Genomic DNA, 15,848 nt, shown 5'->3' with positions numbered 1-15,848 from the left:
GGTAGGGTATTCTCTGATTTGACCAATCATCTAGAGAAAGGAGTACCCTACCTATGTCTAAGAGTATATCGAATATAGATTGGATGAATCAACTGGAAAACGTTATTCGTGAGTTTGTAAAGGAAAAATTAGAGCTGATCATGAAGGAAGAAATCCAGACTTTCCTCGAAATGGAACAAGAGGGAACGTCGAATAGAAGAAACGGCTATTACCATCGAAACCTAGACACGCAGTATGGTCGTATCGAAGGACTTTCTGTTCCAAGAGACCGAAAGGGGGAATTTCAAACGCAGCTGTTCACCCCTTACCAACGCCATACGGGCTGGCTCGAGGAAGCCATCATCAAGATGTATCAAAGTGGTATGAGTACGCGTGAAATTGGCAAGTTTATTGAACGAATTTTAGGCAAGGCCTATTCTCCTTCAACGATCAGTCGTATGACCGATATCGTGAAAGAAGACATTGAGAAATGGCACAAACGTCCCCTGAACAAACGTTATTCTGTCTTATATTTAGACGGATTGTATGTAAAACTTCGTCGCGATACCGTGGAGAAAGAAGTGATTTATGTGGTGTTGGGGGTCAACGAAGAAGGATATCGCGAAATTCTTGATTTTTTCGTAGGAGGACAGGAGAGTGCCTATGGATGGCAAGAGATTCTTCAACAGCTCTACAAAAGAGGCGTACAGGAAGTGCTTCTGGGCGTATTTGATGGCCTTCCGGGGCTAGAGGAAGCCTTTAAGGCTGTTTATCCGAAAGCCGATGTGCAGCGCTGTGTCGTTCACAAAGTACGTAATACCTTAAATCGTGTTCGGAAAAAAGATCAATTTGAAGTGGCAGAGGATCTCAAACTGATTTATCGCGCACCGAATAAGGAGATTGCGTTACAGATGTTTCAACAGTTTGAGTCGAAATGGTCGAACAAGTATCCGAGAGAAGTTCAATCTTGGGCCAATGAGTTGGATGTCCTCCTTACATTTATGGATTATCCAAGCAGTATTCGAAGTGTGATTTACACGACCAATGCCATTGAACGAACGATCAAAGAGATTCGGAAACGTCTAAAGCCGATGAACAGTTTGAGTAGTTTAGAAGCCGCTGAAAAAGTCGTGTATTTGACCATCCAAGATTTTAATGAGAAATGGGCAGGACGAAAATTACGAGGATTTGCTGAAGCCTATGAAACCCTTCAACAAATGTTTGAAAAACGTTATAACTAACCAAATATTGTAAACGAACAAAATAAAGGGATTCTCCCTTTCCACACAGGAGACTGAATATTCAGTCTCCTGTGTGGAGGAAATCGAACCCCTATCCATTCCAAATCCATTTCAGAGATACCCTATCTATCTTACATAACACAAAATTCTTGACGGTACCTCTTTGGTAAATGGACTCCGAGACACAAAAACTCCCCCTAAGATAAACAAGTTTTTTTACCTGTCTACTTAGAGAGAGCATATCAATAAATGGGCGGAGATTATTTTACGTACTGTAGTATTTTTAATATATGGAGAAAAATGTTTTAAAATAAATCTTCTTGATGAGCACCAACATTGGATAGCATTTAAAAGGAAAAAGGATCGGGCGTTCTTTGCCCGTTTTTTCTTAAACCACCTAAAAAACTTTCCTAACAGGAATGCTCCCTCTATAAACTTTAATTTTCTTCAAAATTCTCGCGTTTTCTTTAAATTTCGCTAACACATAATAGCTTCTTCACCTCAAATGAGTGTAAATTTCTTGTATTTATTCAATATATTTACATGGTAAGGTGCATCCTATAATACAGATTTACAATATCTGTAATATCATGTATGACCGTGCAAGAAGTCTCCACACTTCTCATGGTCGCTCACCCTCCCATGTATCACTGGATTTTAAGATCCACACATTCCTTCGTCCTGCGTACCCATGAGGTGGAGGTTGGATATGCTCCTTTACAGGGTCTAATGCCCGAATGGTGAAAATATACTCCAACTCTGCACTATTGGTGTTTGTCAGAATAACAAGTCGTTTGAAAGCTTTTATGCAGCCTGTAATGCTTTTATTTGAGGTAATCCCTTTAATAGCTTTAATCCATCAAACTCACACTGTTTCTTACCAATGGCAAATAACACACGTAATAATTTACAACACAAGGCAATCAGAGACTGTTGTTTTTTTAACGGCCTGTCTGGCCGATTGGTATAGTAATGATGCAAGGCTTTAAATACAGGATTATGGGCAACCAATGGTCGAATGGCCAGGTATAATGCTTTTCGTAAACGTCTTCGACCCCTTTTGGTTATGCGTGTTTGCCCTTTATACTTTCCTGAACTGTGTTCTCTTAAAGAAAGCCCTGCCAGATTGACTAATTGTTGCGGATGATTGTACTTGGTTAAATCTCCTACTTCCGCAAAGAACAAAGCAATGGTAGTGTAACTAAGTCCCGGGATATTGGTCATTTGTTTCGCACCTGGTATGCTTTCAACAACACCTTCTAGTTCTTCATCTAGTTGTGCTAACTGTTTCTTGTAAAGCTCATATTGATCCAATAGGCAATCCAATTCTCTTTTTGCGAACTGGATTCCTGTCTCAATCCCAACGCTCTTTTTCGCTACTTCTACGAGTCGGGTTGCTCGTTTCAGCCCAACCCCACGCTGTACATACGGTTTCCATTTTTGCAGCACTTCTTCTGGTGACAACTTTTGAATATGAGAGGGAAATGGAAACATGCGCAAGGTATAAAAGGCTGCTTTACCTTTCCAATCTCCAAACACATCGAAAAACTCTGGGAAAAAGCGCTGAATGACGTTTTCAATCCGCCCTTCAATGATCATAAGCTGTTTGATGAGCTGATCTCGTAATTTGACGCCTTCCCTTAGTTCAGCGTATACGCCCTCTAATAGGTTCGGTACGGAGTATCGCCCATCTTTCATTAACTGTGCAATGACACGAGCATCTTTTGTATCGTTTTTTGTAGGCGAATTGTCATCAAGCTCTTTACTTTTTTTGACGTGCATGGGATTCACTAGCACTACATCATATCCTTTTGCCTTAAGAAAGTAAGCAAGATTTAGCCAATAATGACCTGTTGGCTCCATTCCAAAAATCACGTGGTCCTTATGATTTTCTTTTTGAATATGATTAACCCAATCTAATAAGGTTTGAAAGCCGTGTATACGATTTTCAAAGATCAATCTCTTGCCAAATTCTAAGCCTCGGTCATCTTGAAAACGGGCAACGTGCTTTTCTTTAGCTACATCAATACCTACAATGAGAGTTGATGGTGTAATTTGAGAGATTTTTTGATTTTGTGTATAATTCATTTTGAGTCCTCCTTGGTTTATTGAAATTCGGGGTCAACGCGCATTGACACCCTGTACTATACCAAGGGGACTTTTTTTTATCAAACCTCAAATTTCCTCATTACAGGAATGCTCTTTTAAAACTAGTTTTGTCTTATATCAAATTACCAGATATACCTGAAAAGCTACAGCTAGTCTTCTTTGCAGGAACTATAGTATTATCAACTATAGTTTTGTTACTTGAGGCATTTAAACAGAATAAACAATAACTTGAGCTTGTTTACAGTAAAAAGCTTTCTTTAACTAAAGGGTGAGAAAACTCAACAACAATTATGCTTGTTCAGGAAAGTTTAAAAAATCATGAATATGGCGGTATTTCTCAGCTTTTTATGATTACAAAAAGCCCTTCTCATTCGAGAGGGGTTTCTTTATGGAATCCTTTGTATGATTGCGGAAAAAATAAATTTTATGATTCCAACGAGAAAATCAGAATATTTTACTCTTTTCAGCAAATTTTAGTCATTTATTAAAGCTCTTTATTTTAAGGATTTTTTGGGCGAAAAGAGATAAGAGTAAAAGATCGAATTTAACAATGAAACTATAGGATGATTGTTCGTTGTAATCTACAGATGAAGGACTATGGGATCTTACATGACTATGTTGTCGGATGAAATGTAAAAATAATTTGACAATTCATTCTCTTTTCGTATAATAAATGTAAAACATTTTTTACATTTTAAGAAGTTTAGGTGGGTGAATTGAAAAATAACATTAGAAATGTACGAAAAAGTATGAACCTTTCACAAGAAGAACTTGCAAATAAATGTGGTGTAACAAGACAAACCATAAATGCCATCGAAAATAATAAATATGACCCTTCATTATCATTAGCGTTTAAGTTATCCATACATCTAAATACACAACTTGAAAAATTATTTTTTTACGAGGAGGAGAATAAATGAAGTGGCGAAAAGCCGATGAAATGGAAAAATATCAGAGCGATCAGTCTGCGAAATATGGGTTTATTTTTTATACCGTTGCACTGTTGATTTGGTCATTATACAGTTTTTTTACCAATGGCGACTCTGGATGGCAAATGACTATTTTATTGATAGGTTGTGCTGTTTATTTTTGGTCAAGAGTAGTTTTTAATCGAAAAATGAATAAAGAATAAAAAAATAACTTTCTTCATGGAAAACGTTAGATAGCGTCTTCCAATGGTTCGGGGTATCAAAAGAGCAGCTGTATGATCACGTGCAAGGCAATATAATGGACGGGCAGTTAAAGATGGAATTTTACAATGGGTAATTGCAATTGTTGGAGGATTAGACGATGATAAAAGCTGCAACAATAGACGATATACCTGCCATTACTTTACTGAAATTAAAAATGTTTAGAGAAGTTGGGATGGAACATATGCTCTTAGATGGTTTTTATTCAAGAAGTCGAAAAGACTTACAAAGAGTTTTATAAATCTGGTAAAGCCAAACATTTTATCATAAAAAACGATATAAGGTAATTGCTTGTGCTGGTGCCTTTATAAAAGAAGATATACCATATTGCTTTTTTAAAGAACGCAAGTATGGTTTTATTGGCGATGTATAGGTAGAACCCGATTTAAGAAAGAAAGGGTATGCAAGGATATTGACCAATTCTGTGATAAAATGGTTAACGGAACAGGAAATAAAAACCATTCGATTACTAGCAAGTGATAACGCCAGAAAGCTATATGAATCATTAGGTTTTAAAGGAACAGACGAGATGGTTTTACACATATAAGTTATTTCCTTTTCGTGTGTGAGTAAAATGTTTGTGGGAGAAATTCTTAGAATTCCCCGATGAGGGGGTTGGGAACGTAGGTTCGCAATCCCCCTCATCGGGGCCACCAAGCAAAGTGCGGTAGGATCCCAAGCAGGAAACATGAAAAAAGGACTCTCTCCCTGGTAAGATGATCATTGTTCACACCATCAAACAGGAGGAGAGAGTCCCATGAATATTCAACAACATCTTACCACAAATTCGTTGACATGGAAAGAGATCGAACTTGATTTGTTTCGAGCCTTGCAAAACGCCTTCACCGAGCTGTTTACGGCTCTGTTGGAGGACATCGACCGACAATTGGCGGAAACCCGGGACAAGCGCCGGTACCACTTGAAAGACAAACGACGCACCACGATTCAAACCTTGTTTGGCGAAGTTACCTTTGAGCGAAACTACTATTTAGACCGAGAACAAAACCGTTACACGTTTTTGCTTGATTCCTTTTTAGCGTTTGATGGATCGCAGTCAATCAGCCCTTGTCTAGAAGAAACGGCGATGGGATTGGCTGTGGAGTGCTCTTCCTATCGCAAAGCGGCTCATACGCTTGCCCAGATGGTCGGGTATCCGGTGATGAGCCATGAGACGATCCGCCAGTTGGTGCTCGAGGCTGAAGTTCCGCTGCACTGCCCGGTTGACCAGCGATATGGACGGGTGCTGTTTGTGGAGGCCGATGGACTGTTTGTCTCTCTCCAAGGGAAGGGAAAACGGGCCAAGGAAGACAAAATCCTGACCGTTCACGAAGGATGGAAGCGCAACGGCTCACGGATCGAATTCGTGAATCAGCGCCATTACGTCCATGAAGGCAAGGGGGAGGTGTGGGAAGGCTTCGAGGAATTTTTGATGAACGAATATGCCTATGATCCGTGTCGGGATCTTCTTGTCATCAACGGGGACGGCGCTCCATGGATTACCGCGTGCCGGGAGTATTTCAAAGGACGGGTCTGCTTCCAATTGGATCGATTCCACGTGGCGCGTGAGTTGCGCCAATGCCTCTCGGGCCATCCACGGTGGCAGGCGATTCGGCAAAAGCTGGCGAAGCAGGATGAAGAGAAGCTGCTTGTGGAACTGAACAGCGCCCTCGGCACGCTGGGGGACGAAGCGAAAGAACAACAGCTGGCTGCCTTGATCCACCGGATCGAATCGATGCCGGGATGCATCCGTGATTACCGGGAATGGCTGAAGGAGCAAGGAGTGGACACAACGGGCATGTATCCGATGGGGAGGGCTGAAAGCGTGATGAGCCAGCTGGCGTATCGGGTGAAATACCGCCGCAGTTGGACAGACAAGGGACTCAGGGCGTTTTTCAAGGCAATGATTGCCCGGATGGATGGGATTCGTCTTTTCGGACATCGTTTAGGAGAAGAATCGTCGCATCCGGCGGAGGAAACGGCATCTACCAAACAGACGATCGTGAACAAGGCGAAACAACGCATCCGCCGTCTTCTTCCAGAGGTAACGCGGAATAACGTGCCATATTTACAGCAATCGTCCGGGACTCCGATCTATCATGCCCTGTCTGAATTCAAGGGATGGTAAAAAAAGGTATACATATTCGTCTGTCATGGCAAGGGATGAGAGTCCGAAAGCGCTTACGGATGAAATTCAAAAAAATGGTTCGCTAACCTATGACTTACATCTATTTTCAGCGAACCAAAAAAATTCCCACAAAGTCTTGACTGACTCCCTTTTCGTCCTGTTTTTGGTAAGTCCGCTCAACTTAAACTATACTATAGAGAGGTTGAGAAGATTTCGTTACCCTCTGTTTCTCATCTTAGTTGATTTATAAATATATTTAACCTTTTGCATTGTATTTAACCCTAATATTGTAATGATTACAGTGTAGACCGTTGTTAAAATAATTGCAGTATATCCTAAATAGGTAAGACTTCCAGATTTATTTGCTAGTCGCAAAACCCATCACATCCTTCACTCATTTTGGAATCTTTACATTTAGTCTGTTTTTATTTTAAAAATTATTCCAATTACTTTTATTCGCATTCATTCTAAACTAGGTTGTTTAGAAAAGATCCGGAACCGCGTGAATAAACAATGGCCGATGAAGATAATGAAAATCTTTTAACATGAAAAACCAGTGTCGAGCATCCTTTTACACTCGATTCGCTTTTGAGGTTTAACATCGAACATGACATCGGTTTTGCTAAATCCTTTGAGAAATTACGAGTTTAAAACAATAAAGCTTGGCATTTTGCCAAGCTTTATCCGGTACCAAATTTTTCGTCAAACCCAATAGCGAAACATTCGTGATGTATTTTATTGATACTCCAACGCTAGGCAAGTGCAGCTGCCATTAATTCTCCGATCCAAGCGAAAAGAACCCCTAATAGCACTGACGTCGAAACATAAATGATTGCGTTCCTCGCATCTTTTTTCTGCAACATTTGGATCGTTTCATATCCGAATGTTGAAAAGGTTGTGTAGGCTCCAATAAAACCAATGCCAATTAAAAGCCATGACCATTCAGGTATGATTTTATTTGAATGCAGAACTGCAAGAATACCAAGCATGAATGAACCCGTTAGGTTGATAAACCAAGTGCCAAATGGAAAGACAGAAGATGTTTTGCCGGTAATCCATTTCCCTAGAAGATACCGCGAAATGGCTCCAAATATTCCTCCGATGCCTACCCAAATCATTCTTCTGCTCCCCCTTTCGATTGCTGAATATTGAAGGTAGCCAATTTAGCCCCAATGATCGCGAATCCAATGCCGCCGCCAACACTCAAAAGAAGGTAAATAAGAGCGATGAAAAATTGTTGATGTTCTATAAGATTGAGCGTTTCGACGGAGAAAGTTGAAAATGTCGTGAATGCCCCCGTGAAACCAGTTCCTATGGCCAGCTTTAATTGCGGGTTTATCATCCATCGTTTCGCAGTTATAGTGAAAAACCAAGCAAGGAATAAGCATCCTGCAAGATTAATCAGCAAAGTGCCAACTGGAAACCCGTTGGTTGCAGGAATCCATTTTCCTACTGAATAACGGAGTATCGCACCAAAGAATCCTCCTATTCCAATTGCCAATAAGTTCATCCTATCAGCCTCCTCAACTTTATTGTTGTCATAAAAAATAGACTCCTACCAGCAAATGTGCATTACTGGTAGGAGTCATTAGTCGCATGGACGGTTATACGGCGAACTCCATCGCCTATTCAGCTGAAAATTATTATATACTTAATGCCTTTTTCATTCAATATCTTATATAAAATTCTTATCATTTATCCAGATATACCATTGAGAAGGGCTCATACTGTTTTTTAAATGGACTTTCCCGCAAATAGCGACAATAGGCACCAAAAATAATCATAATAAAGTGAATTTGTTATTTCGTTTCCTTTAATATCACCCGTTGAAGCGGCACACCTATATTGATAGTCTTTTCAGTCAGTGTGTACTTTTTGTTATTTAAAATAATGGTGTAATGATCGATTTTTTCACAGCTGTTTCCTTTGCTAATTAGATGTTGGACGACAGCGTTGCTTAATTCTTCCTGATTAAAATATCTTTCATCCAATTCAATGACCATTTTATTTTTTGACAACATACTATTCAAATCCTTTCGGAAATAATGGAATTTTGCGAAAAATGATATCAGCATTAGTGACCTATCCCGATGCGAGCGGCTACTAGAACGTATTTGTCTCCTACGTAGACAAATACGTTCAATGCTTGTGAACTTTACAGGAAAGAACCTAAAAGTACAATGATGGAATGACTCGTCGTATCACAACAATGGAACCAGTAAATAAGCGGTCTATTGATTGATAAACATATCTATAGTAAAAATTTAACATGGCCAAAAATAAAAATCAATGTTCTACCAGCAACTGCTAGATACAGAGTAGGACGTAAAGCATTTTTTGTTGTCCTTTTTTCTTGTGCATTTAATGAAGTAAGAAGTGTTTCACCAGAAAAAACATCTAAATAAAGAAGCTTTATTCGGTTAGAAGATGAAATGAAAGCAATCTTGTTGTTTAGGCGGGAATTTTTTGTTTTCAACCATTCTGTTGGGAGTTTTAAACGCCAACGATAATCTTCAAACCATCATGAAAGAGATCATCAACCGTTCGACCGGAAGCAAAATATTCTCTTTTCTTTAACCATTAGAGGATGTTCATTACTTTTATTTTGAACGATATCATAAAGTAACACCTAACTTTTCAGCGAGCTATGCGTTTAAAAGCCCCTGCTGAGAGGGGCTTTTGGCCTTTTAATCCTTAAACAATCCTTTCATTAAATTTTCTATTTCTTTTCTTTGTCTTTCCGTTTCTTTTTTGTCCAGACGAAAACGGCCATTTTCTAATTTCATCACATCACCAACTTTACAATTCTTAGGAAGCTTGCTTTTTTCTATCGTTACCCTTTTTCCGTCTTTAGTTTCGCAAACTGCTAAACCGCCTTCAAAATAATCAATAATATACTCCACTTTTATGGTCACATCCTCTTTATTGGGTCTGGGAGTGCAAGACGTGCTTCTCTTCTCTAAATGACCGGTAAATTGTGATGTTGTACGACCATGCTTGTTCTGTTAATAAATATTCACACTAGCTATTAAATGATACGATGGGGGAGATGGGGCTTAGTGAGCAATGTTGCTATTACTTGTTATCGGTCTAACGTTAAAAGATAAATGGGTTCCATCCGTTTTGGCTATAATCGTACCTTGCTGATCCGTTCGAAAAATATTGATTTTGTGGATTTTTAAGCGATTTATTACTTCAGCGGTTGGATGCCCATACGTATTTTCTTTTCCAACGCTGATAACGGCATAGGTTGGCTTTACTCCATTCAAGAATGCTTCACTTGTAGATGTTTTCGCCCCATGATGTCCAATCTTGATCACGTCAGCTCTCAAATTTTGCTTAGAAGCGATCATATCAGATTCCGCAGTTGTTTCGACGTCCCCCGTAAACAGGAAAGATCTTTTTCCATATGTTAGTTTAAGAACAGCGCTCCAGTCGTTTGTATCGTCTGTGCTGTAGGATTTAACCGGGCCTACGAATATGGCGGAAACATCATTTAAACCAAGAGCAGTCCCTTTTTGGGCGGTTTGAATGGTTAATCCTTCATTTTTTACGGCGTTCAAAAAATCTAAATACGATTGAGTCGTGTGAGAAACTCTTGGAGCGTATACTTGTTCTACTTTAAAGGATTTTAAGACAGTGTCCAATCCCCCAATGTGATCAACGTCCGGATGAGTCGCGATCATAATCTCGATATCGTCGACATGTTGTTGTTGGAGATATGCTACGACATCATCGCCTTTGTCATTATTGCCGCCGTCAATTAAAATATCTTCCCCGTCTGAGGTTTTGATATAAATACTGTCGCCCTGTCCAACGTCTATGTAGTGGACATACAGAGACGATGTTGCGGTTTTTCCGAAAGACGGGAAAACAATGGAGGACAAAAAAATAAAAGGCAATAAAAATGTACGGATTTTCACACATATCCTCCTTTTTCTATGGTGATTTAACTTTATTATGGGATAAAAGGCAGAGAAATTTGCAAAAAAGAATGGCCTTTATGATGAATATAAAAAATAAGAAGGGAATGTTTTATTGACTGCTTATTCCGGAATGATCGTAATGCTCTTTTTGGTTAGTAAGGTAGGCGCAAATCCAAATCAAAGATTCAAGCTGCCTTTGGTGTAAAAAAGTTCACTCGCGTTATTACAGGCATATACGACACGTTAAGGTGTAGTGTTTGCAGATCGGAACCATTGCACATATTTTGGAAAATCGTATCATACATCGATTAGGAGATGCATTCTATAAGGCATGTTTAAGGCAAGGCATAAAAGTTTTTCATTTCCTGCAAGAAACAAATGGGGAAGGTACAGATAATAAACCTGAAAATTTAAAAATTTTTATCTTTTTTGTTTCTTATGATAGTCTTGTATCAGATACTTTGAATTTTGCAAGGACTGTTTTCTTATGGATATAGAACAAGAGATTAAACGTATGAAGAAAAGGGCATTAGTTGGGTGTTTAATATGGTTTTTGATCCTGATGAGTATTCCCGTTTTTATGATCGGCGATTTTGCCTACAACCTATTCTATAAAGAAAAGGCTCTTGAAACCAGCTATTCCCCCAGTAAAATCAATAAAATTGAAATTGTTCAGAAAGGGGAAGCTATATACTTTGGACCGTCTTTGGTGAGAATCCACTTTGGAAAACAGTACGAAGACCATTCTGTTTTCAACGATGGAAAAACTCTTATTTTAAAATATTTAGAACCTAGGGGTGTTTATTTTGGATAAATTTTTAATTTCTGAAATGTTTAAAAATTTTGCTGATTATGAATGCGAAGGTTCAAGTCGGTTATATGAATTTTTGTCTCGACAAATTGCTAAAGATGATGAATTGCTGGAATTATGTGCGTTTGCCAGGGATGGACAACCAGTTCCGAATTTATTTTTAGGTGCTGTTCATTACCTATTGTTGAAAGGAAAAAAACATGCTTTGAAAGAATACTATGCAAGTATTGTTCAAAATCCAAAAGAATTAGAGGAAGTTTTTATTCATTTCAAGGATTTTTGTCAAATTTATAGAAATGAAATTATTTCAATCCTTAAAAGTAAGTTAGTACAGACTAACGAAGTAAGGCGTTGTGCTTACCTTTATCCAACTTTTTGCTATGTATATAATAAAGCGAAGAAACCTTTATCTTTAATTGAAATCGGAACGAGTGCAGGTCTGCAACTTTTATGGGACCAGTATTGTTATTCATACGGAAACTATGAAGTTTATGGAAATAAACTTTCAAATGTTCATATAACATCTGAAATAAAAGGGGGCAATACTCCTTTGTTATTTCATGAGAGTCCTCCAGTAGCATCGAAAGTTGGATTAGATTTACATATAAGTGATCTGGGTGATCGAGAAGACTATTTATGGTTAAAATCTCTTATTTGGCCTGAACATCAAGAAAGATTACTGCTTTTTGAAAGTGCAGCTAGCCATTTTAATGAAAATCCTGTGAAACTTATCGAAGGGGATGGAGTAGCTTTACTTTTAGATGTCGCAAAGCAAGTGCCAAAAGATACTGCAATATGTATTTTCCATACCCACGTCGCGAATCAAATATCAGAAGATTTGAAATATGAACTAATTGAAAAAATTAAAATGATAGGAAGTACAAGAGAGGTATTTCATGTATATAACAATATGTGGGATAGAAAACTTCATCTAGACTATTTTATTGATGGAGTAGAACACAAAGTAACGATTGGGGATACAGATGGACACTGTAGATGGTTTTATTGGGATTTAAATTAATTAGCTTTTATGGAAGGAAGGATCATCGAACAATCCTCCTTTGGTAAACCTACTTCGTAGTTAAAAATGGATGATTTTTTATTCTTCAATGAATGTATGAATTTAGTTAAAATCGTACGTACATTTTCGCTTATGATCTTATCCTTTTGATTTTTTTTGACATGATCGAGGTATCTACAAAATTGTACATTCAAATAATGGATTTCAAGGAAGGTGAAAGGATGATGACACTAAATATGTGCAGTTGAAGAGGTATTCCGGCTTCGTTGTAGCGCTTTTTTGAAGAACAAAAGTCAACTTTTCAAAAGATGTTTGAAACACGAGCACTGCTAAAAAGCATGTGTATTTTTAGCCGTTCATTTTTTGACTTTTGTCGAAGCTGCTATGAGTATTTGTAGTCTGCGGTATCATGGTTGATACAGTGATACTCTTCCTTAAAGCGATTGTCAAAGTAACGAATATTTAGAATAAATGACTGATAGAGAATAGGAGGAATTATGATGTTTAAGGTAATATCGAAATGTTCAAAATGTGGAAAAGAAATTCATGGCAATGAAGAGGTTTATGTGAAAATGCGTTATCCTGAAAGAAGAGGGATGGTTGAAATTAAAGCATTTTTACAAAACGAAGGGAAAATATTTTGTGAAAAGTGCTTTCTTGATATAAAGAAATAAACTTTAATAAAGTCGGAGGAAGAGGTGATTGCAAATAAAGTATTTTTCCTCTTCCAAATCGATATTATGAATCGTCCATCATAATGCGAAAGAAAGATTCTTGATCATACATATTGATGATTTCATGCTACGAATCTTTGTCTAATCAATTTCCGAACAAAGGATGACTTACTTGTCCAACGATTGTTGCACTGAATTGCAGCCGAAAGAGGCAATGTGATCAAAATTCTATTACACATGCAAGAACTTTCCATCGAAAAGGGCATTTTTATTTTCCAGCTCCAGCAGTTGTTTTTTCATCTCCAGACCGCCTCGGTAGCCTGTAAGAGTTCCATTTTTGCCGATCACCCGATGACAAGGCACCACTATTAATACTGGATTGGCGCCAATAGCGGTTCCAACAGCACGAATCGAAGTCGGTTTTTGAAGATAATCCGCAATTTCGGAGTAAGATTTTGTCTGTCCGTATGGAATTTCGCACAATGCGTTCCATACGGATAATTGAAACGGGGTGCCGTATAAATCAACGGGTACCGTAAAAGTTTGGCGCTGGCCTTCAAAATACTGGGATAATTCGTCGATATACGGCTGCAATTTCTGATCATCTTGCACCAATACGCTGTTCGGTAAGCGCTTCTTCAGCCAACGGGATAAATCGGCAAGTGATCCATTTGGAGAGCCGATATAACAAAGTCCATTTGTTGTCGCTGCTATATGCATTTTCCATTGTTTATTATCAAACAAAGTCCAATAAACGAATAGATCATTATTTGTATTCATTGTCTTTCATCTCCACAACGATGTAATTGACGATATTCTGCGGGGGTATATCCTGTTTCCTTCTTAAACAACGTGATAAAGTAGGATACATTCGGAATGCCTACTTCAAAGGAAATTTCTGTCATACTTTTATCGGTATGAGTCAAATACTGAATAGCTTTAGATATTCTCGTTTGCCGGATATATTCGGCCGGTGTCAACCCTTTGATTCTTTTAAAAGTACGGTGCAAATGGTAAGGACTGCCGTGACAAAAATTCGCCAATATTTCAAGCGTTAAAGTTTTACTGAAATTCGTGTCTATAAAATGGGTGATTTGTGCCACCCAATCTTCATCCGGCAGTCGTTGTTCGGTCGGTTTGCATCGTTTGCATGGACGATAGTTTTCCGATAGAGCTTGCTTGGCATTTTGAAAGACGCGTACGTTTTCCTTTTTAGGGGGGCGGGATTTGCAAGAAGGGCGGCAAAAAATGCCGGTTGTTTTTACACCATACAAAAATTGATCGTCGTAGGACGATTTATTCATTATAATTGCTTGCCAAATTTCGTCCGTCATATTTTCCATAACCGGTTTTACTTCATGATCGTTTTGCGAGATGAATTGTATCATCTCGTATTCTTTTTGTTTTTGATTCTTCATTTGGATTCCCTCCATTTTCAGTATACACTGGATGAAGATATCAAGTATGTCTCCACGAATAGAAAAGCAAGATTTCAAAATGACTTTAAGTCATTTTATGTTAAAACTAAGATTGTATTGTTATATAGGAGTGGGAGATTTATATGAAAAACAGTTTGTTTAATCATGAGTGGGATGCCGCTTATTTTGTGGGCGACAAAACAACGAAGATTTATTGTTTCCCCTGGTGCGAAGAGAATAAAAAGACAGAAAACATCATTCGATTTGCGTCTAGAATAGAAGCAGAGCAAGCCGGCTATCGTCCTTGTAAAACATGTTGTTCTCATCTTCCGCATGGTTCCTGGGAAGATCACAAGGATGAAATCAGGTTGATGGTGCCGAAAGAATTCAGCTTTGCCGAAAACATGAAATATTTGTCTATCGCTCCAAACGAAAGTATGTATCGTATCAAAGACAATAGAATTTACAAAGCGGTTCCGATCGAGCAGGAAACAGTATTAATGGAAATTAGTACGGACCATGATGATTCTCTTATCATACGTTTTGTTGGTCACACCATTCCTTCTCATAAATGGGTCCGGGCAGCGGCAGCACGATTCGTAAGAGAATGGTTTGATTTGGAGACCGATTTACGCCCATTTTACCGTTTAGCGGAAAATGATCCGTTACTGCAAAAAGTCACCAGCCAATTTTATGGACTTCGTCTCATCGGAATTCCCGATTTATTTGAGGCTATCTGTTGGGGGATTATCGGACAGCAAATCAATCTAAGTTTTGCGCGTACTTTAAAAAGGCGTTTCGTGGAAACCTTTGGTCGGCACGTAAACTGGAATGGAGAACCATATTGGATCTTTCCATCTCCTCAAGTCGTCGCGGAATTGACGATCAACGATTTAACCGAATTACAAATGTCTGCCAGAAAAGGTGAATATCTCATTGGAGTCGCTCGACTCATGGCGGAAGGAAAATTAACGAAAGAGCGATTGATAGGCACGGGAGACTATAAGGAAGCGGAAAAAGCCTTAGTCAAAATTCGGGGAATAGGACCGTGGACGGCAAACTATACTTTAATGTTTTGTCTGAGAATGCCCAGTGCTTTACCCATTGATGATGTCGGTCTGCACAATGCTATGAAACATCTTCTTGGTTTCGAGAATAAACCTTCTAAAGCAGAAATCTTAAAGTTATTTTCAAGATGGAAAAATTGGGAAGCTTATGCCACTTTTTATTTATGGAGATTGCTTTATTAAGTTTTGATGGATACCCATGTTGAACAGTTTCGGATTAATCAGACTGATTCCGTTAGATAAGATTTAATTGATATCCATACGGAGCCTGTTAAGGAAAAAGTAAA

17 protein-coding genes, 1 pseudogene and 1 riboswitch are annotated in these 15,848 nt (G+C 38.5%); of the genes and pseudogenes, 10 read left to right on the top strand and 8 right to left on the bottom strand.

Annotation, left to right across the window (positions count from 1 at the left end):
* Positions 1-53: 53 nt before the first annotated feature.
* Entirely contained in the window at positions 54-1,220 is a 1,167-nt protein-coding gene (locus BSM4216_RS08240; protein ID WP_048622577.1) for an IS256 family transposase, read from the top strand.
* A gap of 804 nt (positions 1,221-2,024) precedes the next feature.
* Here BSM4216_RS08240 and BSM4216_RS08235 read toward each other — a convergent pair.
* Positions 2,025-3,308, bottom strand: a complete 1,284-nt coding sequence (locus BSM4216_RS08235) for an IS110 family RNA-guided transposase (protein ID WP_048622726.1) — start codon at positions 3,306-3,308, stop codon at positions 2,025-2,027.
* A 737-nt stretch (positions 3,309-4,045) separates the two neighbouring features.
* On the opposite strand from BSM4216_RS08235, the gene BSM4216_RS08225 reads away from it, so the two are divergent.
* The 5 genes and pseudogenes from BSM4216_RS08225 (at position 4,046) to BSM4216_RS08215 (ending at position 6,644) form a co-directional block, all read left to right on the top strand.
* A complete protein-coding gene (locus BSM4216_RS08225; RefSeq protein WP_048623394.1) occupies positions 4,046-4,249 on the top strand; it encodes a helix-turn-helix transcriptional regulator in 204 nt (67 codons plus the stop codon).
* Complete coding sequence (locus BSM4216_RS08220) at positions 4,246-4,461, top strand: hypothetical protein (protein ID WP_003352380.1); 216 nt, start codon at positions 4,246-4,248, stop codon at positions 4,459-4,461. Before BSM4216_RS08225 ends, BSM4216_RS08220 begins: the two co-directional genes overlap by 4 nt.
* Before the next feature lie 158 nt (positions 4,462-4,619).
* Positions 4,620-4,760: a hypothetical protein gene (locus tag BSM4216_RS16730; protein ID WP_156179237.1), complete on the top strand. Its 141-nt coding sequence runs from the start codon at positions 4,620-4,622 to the stop codon at positions 4,758-4,760.
* Between the two features lie 144 nt (positions 4,761-4,904).
* A pseudogene (locus BSM4216_RS17325) lies at positions 4,905-5,066 on the top strand (GNAT family N-acetyltransferase); the annotation flags it as partial.
* Between the two features lie 210 nt (positions 5,067-5,276).
* On the top strand, positions 5,277-6,644 hold the full coding sequence (locus tag BSM4216_RS08215) for an ISLre2 family transposase (RefSeq protein ID WP_003355652.1): 1,368 nt from the start codon (positions 5,277-5,279) through the stop codon (positions 6,642-6,644).
* A gap of 752 nt (positions 6,645-7,396) precedes the next feature.
* Here the strand turns inward: BSM4216_RS08215 and crcB (BSM4216_RS08210) are convergent.
* The 5 genes from crcB (BSM4216_RS08210) to BSM4216_RS08190 form a co-directional block, all read right to left on the bottom strand.
* A complete protein-coding gene (gene crcB / locus BSM4216_RS08210; RefSeq protein WP_003352373.1) occupies positions 7,397-7,762 on the bottom strand; it encodes a fluoride efflux transporter CrcB in 366 nt (121 codons plus the stop codon).
* The gene (gene crcB, locus BSM4216_RS08205; RefSeq protein WP_003352372.1) at positions 7,759-8,154 is read right to left on the bottom strand and encodes a fluoride efflux transporter CrcB; all 396 of its coding nucleotides are present in this window, start codon (positions 8,152-8,154) and stop codon (positions 7,759-7,761) included. Before crcB (BSM4216_RS08205) ends, crcB (BSM4216_RS08210) begins: the two co-directional genes overlap by 4 nt.
* A 62-nt stretch (positions 8,155-8,216) precedes the next feature.
* A riboswitch (Fluoride riboswitch) is annotated at positions 8,217-8,279 on the bottom strand.
* 164 nt (positions 8,280-8,443) lie between these two features.
* On the bottom strand, positions 8,444-8,665 hold the full coding sequence (locus tag BSM4216_RS08200; protein ID WP_003352371.1) for a hypothetical protein: 222 nt from the start codon (positions 8,663-8,665) through the stop codon (positions 8,444-8,446).
* Positions 8,666-9,331: 666 nt separating this feature from the next.
* The gene (locus tag BSM4216_RS08195; RefSeq protein WP_003352370.1) at positions 9,332-9,547 is read right to left on the bottom strand and encodes a DUF3006 domain-containing protein; all 216 of its coding nucleotides are present in this window, start codon (positions 9,545-9,547) and stop codon (positions 9,332-9,334) included.
* Positions 9,548-9,700: 153 nt separating this feature from the next.
* Complete coding sequence (locus BSM4216_RS08190) at positions 9,701-10,567, bottom strand: ComEC/Rec2 family competence protein (protein WP_156179236.1); 867 nt, start codon at positions 10,565-10,567, stop codon at positions 9,701-9,703.
* Between the two features lie 490 nt (positions 10,568-11,057).
* On the opposite strand from BSM4216_RS08190, the gene BSM4216_RS08180 reads away from it, so the two are divergent.
* From BSM4216_RS08180 to BSM4216_RS08170, 3 genes are all read left to right on the top strand, one after another.
* Positions 11,058-11,384: a hypothetical protein gene (locus BSM4216_RS08180; RefSeq protein ID WP_048623392.1), complete on the top strand. Its 327-nt coding sequence runs from the start codon at positions 11,058-11,060 to the stop codon at positions 11,382-11,384.
* On the top strand, positions 11,374-12,402 hold the full coding sequence (locus tag BSM4216_RS08175) for a DUF2332 domain-containing protein (protein ID WP_048624452.1): 1,029 nt from the start codon (positions 11,374-11,376) through the stop codon (positions 12,400-12,402). Before BSM4216_RS08180 ends, BSM4216_RS08175 begins: the two co-directional genes overlap by 11 nt.
* A 500-nt stretch (positions 12,403-12,902) precedes the next feature.
* Positions 12,903-13,076 (top strand): hypothetical protein, encoded by a 174-nt coding sequence (locus BSM4216_RS08170; protein WP_048623391.1) that lies wholly within the window; start codon positions 12,903-12,905, stop codon positions 13,074-13,076.
* A gap of 231 nt (positions 13,077-13,307) precedes the next feature.
* Here the strand turns inward: BSM4216_RS08170 and BSM4216_RS08165 are convergent, their stop codons facing one another.
* Positions 13,308-13,856: a methylated-DNA--[protein]-cysteine S-methyltransferase gene (locus tag BSM4216_RS08165; protein WP_048623390.1), complete on the bottom strand. Its 549-nt coding sequence runs from the start codon at positions 13,854-13,856 to the stop codon at positions 13,308-13,310.
* Positions 13,853-14,494, bottom strand: a complete 642-nt coding sequence (locus BSM4216_RS08160) for a bifunctional transcriptional activator/DNA repair enzyme AdaA (RefSeq protein WP_048623389.1) — start codon at positions 14,492-14,494, stop codon at positions 13,853-13,855. The genes BSM4216_RS08165 and BSM4216_RS08160 overlap by 4 nt, the downstream gene beginning before the upstream one ends.
* A 143-nt stretch (positions 14,495-14,637) precedes the next feature.
* Here BSM4216_RS08160 and BSM4216_RS08155 point away from each other — a divergent pair, with 143 nt between their 5' ends.
* On the top strand, positions 14,638-15,744 hold the full coding sequence (locus tag BSM4216_RS08155; protein WP_082142293.1) for an Ada metal-binding domain-containing protein: 1,107 nt from the start codon (positions 14,638-14,640) through the stop codon (positions 15,742-15,744).
* Positions 15,745-15,848 lie beyond the last annotated feature (104 nt).

Source organism: Bacillus smithii (assembly GCF_001050115.1).
GTDB classification, from domain to species: domain Bacteria; phylum Bacillota; class Bacilli; order Bacillales; family DSM-4216; genus Bacillus_O; species Bacillus_O smithii.
This window is presented reverse-complemented; position numbering and strand designations above follow the sequence as displayed.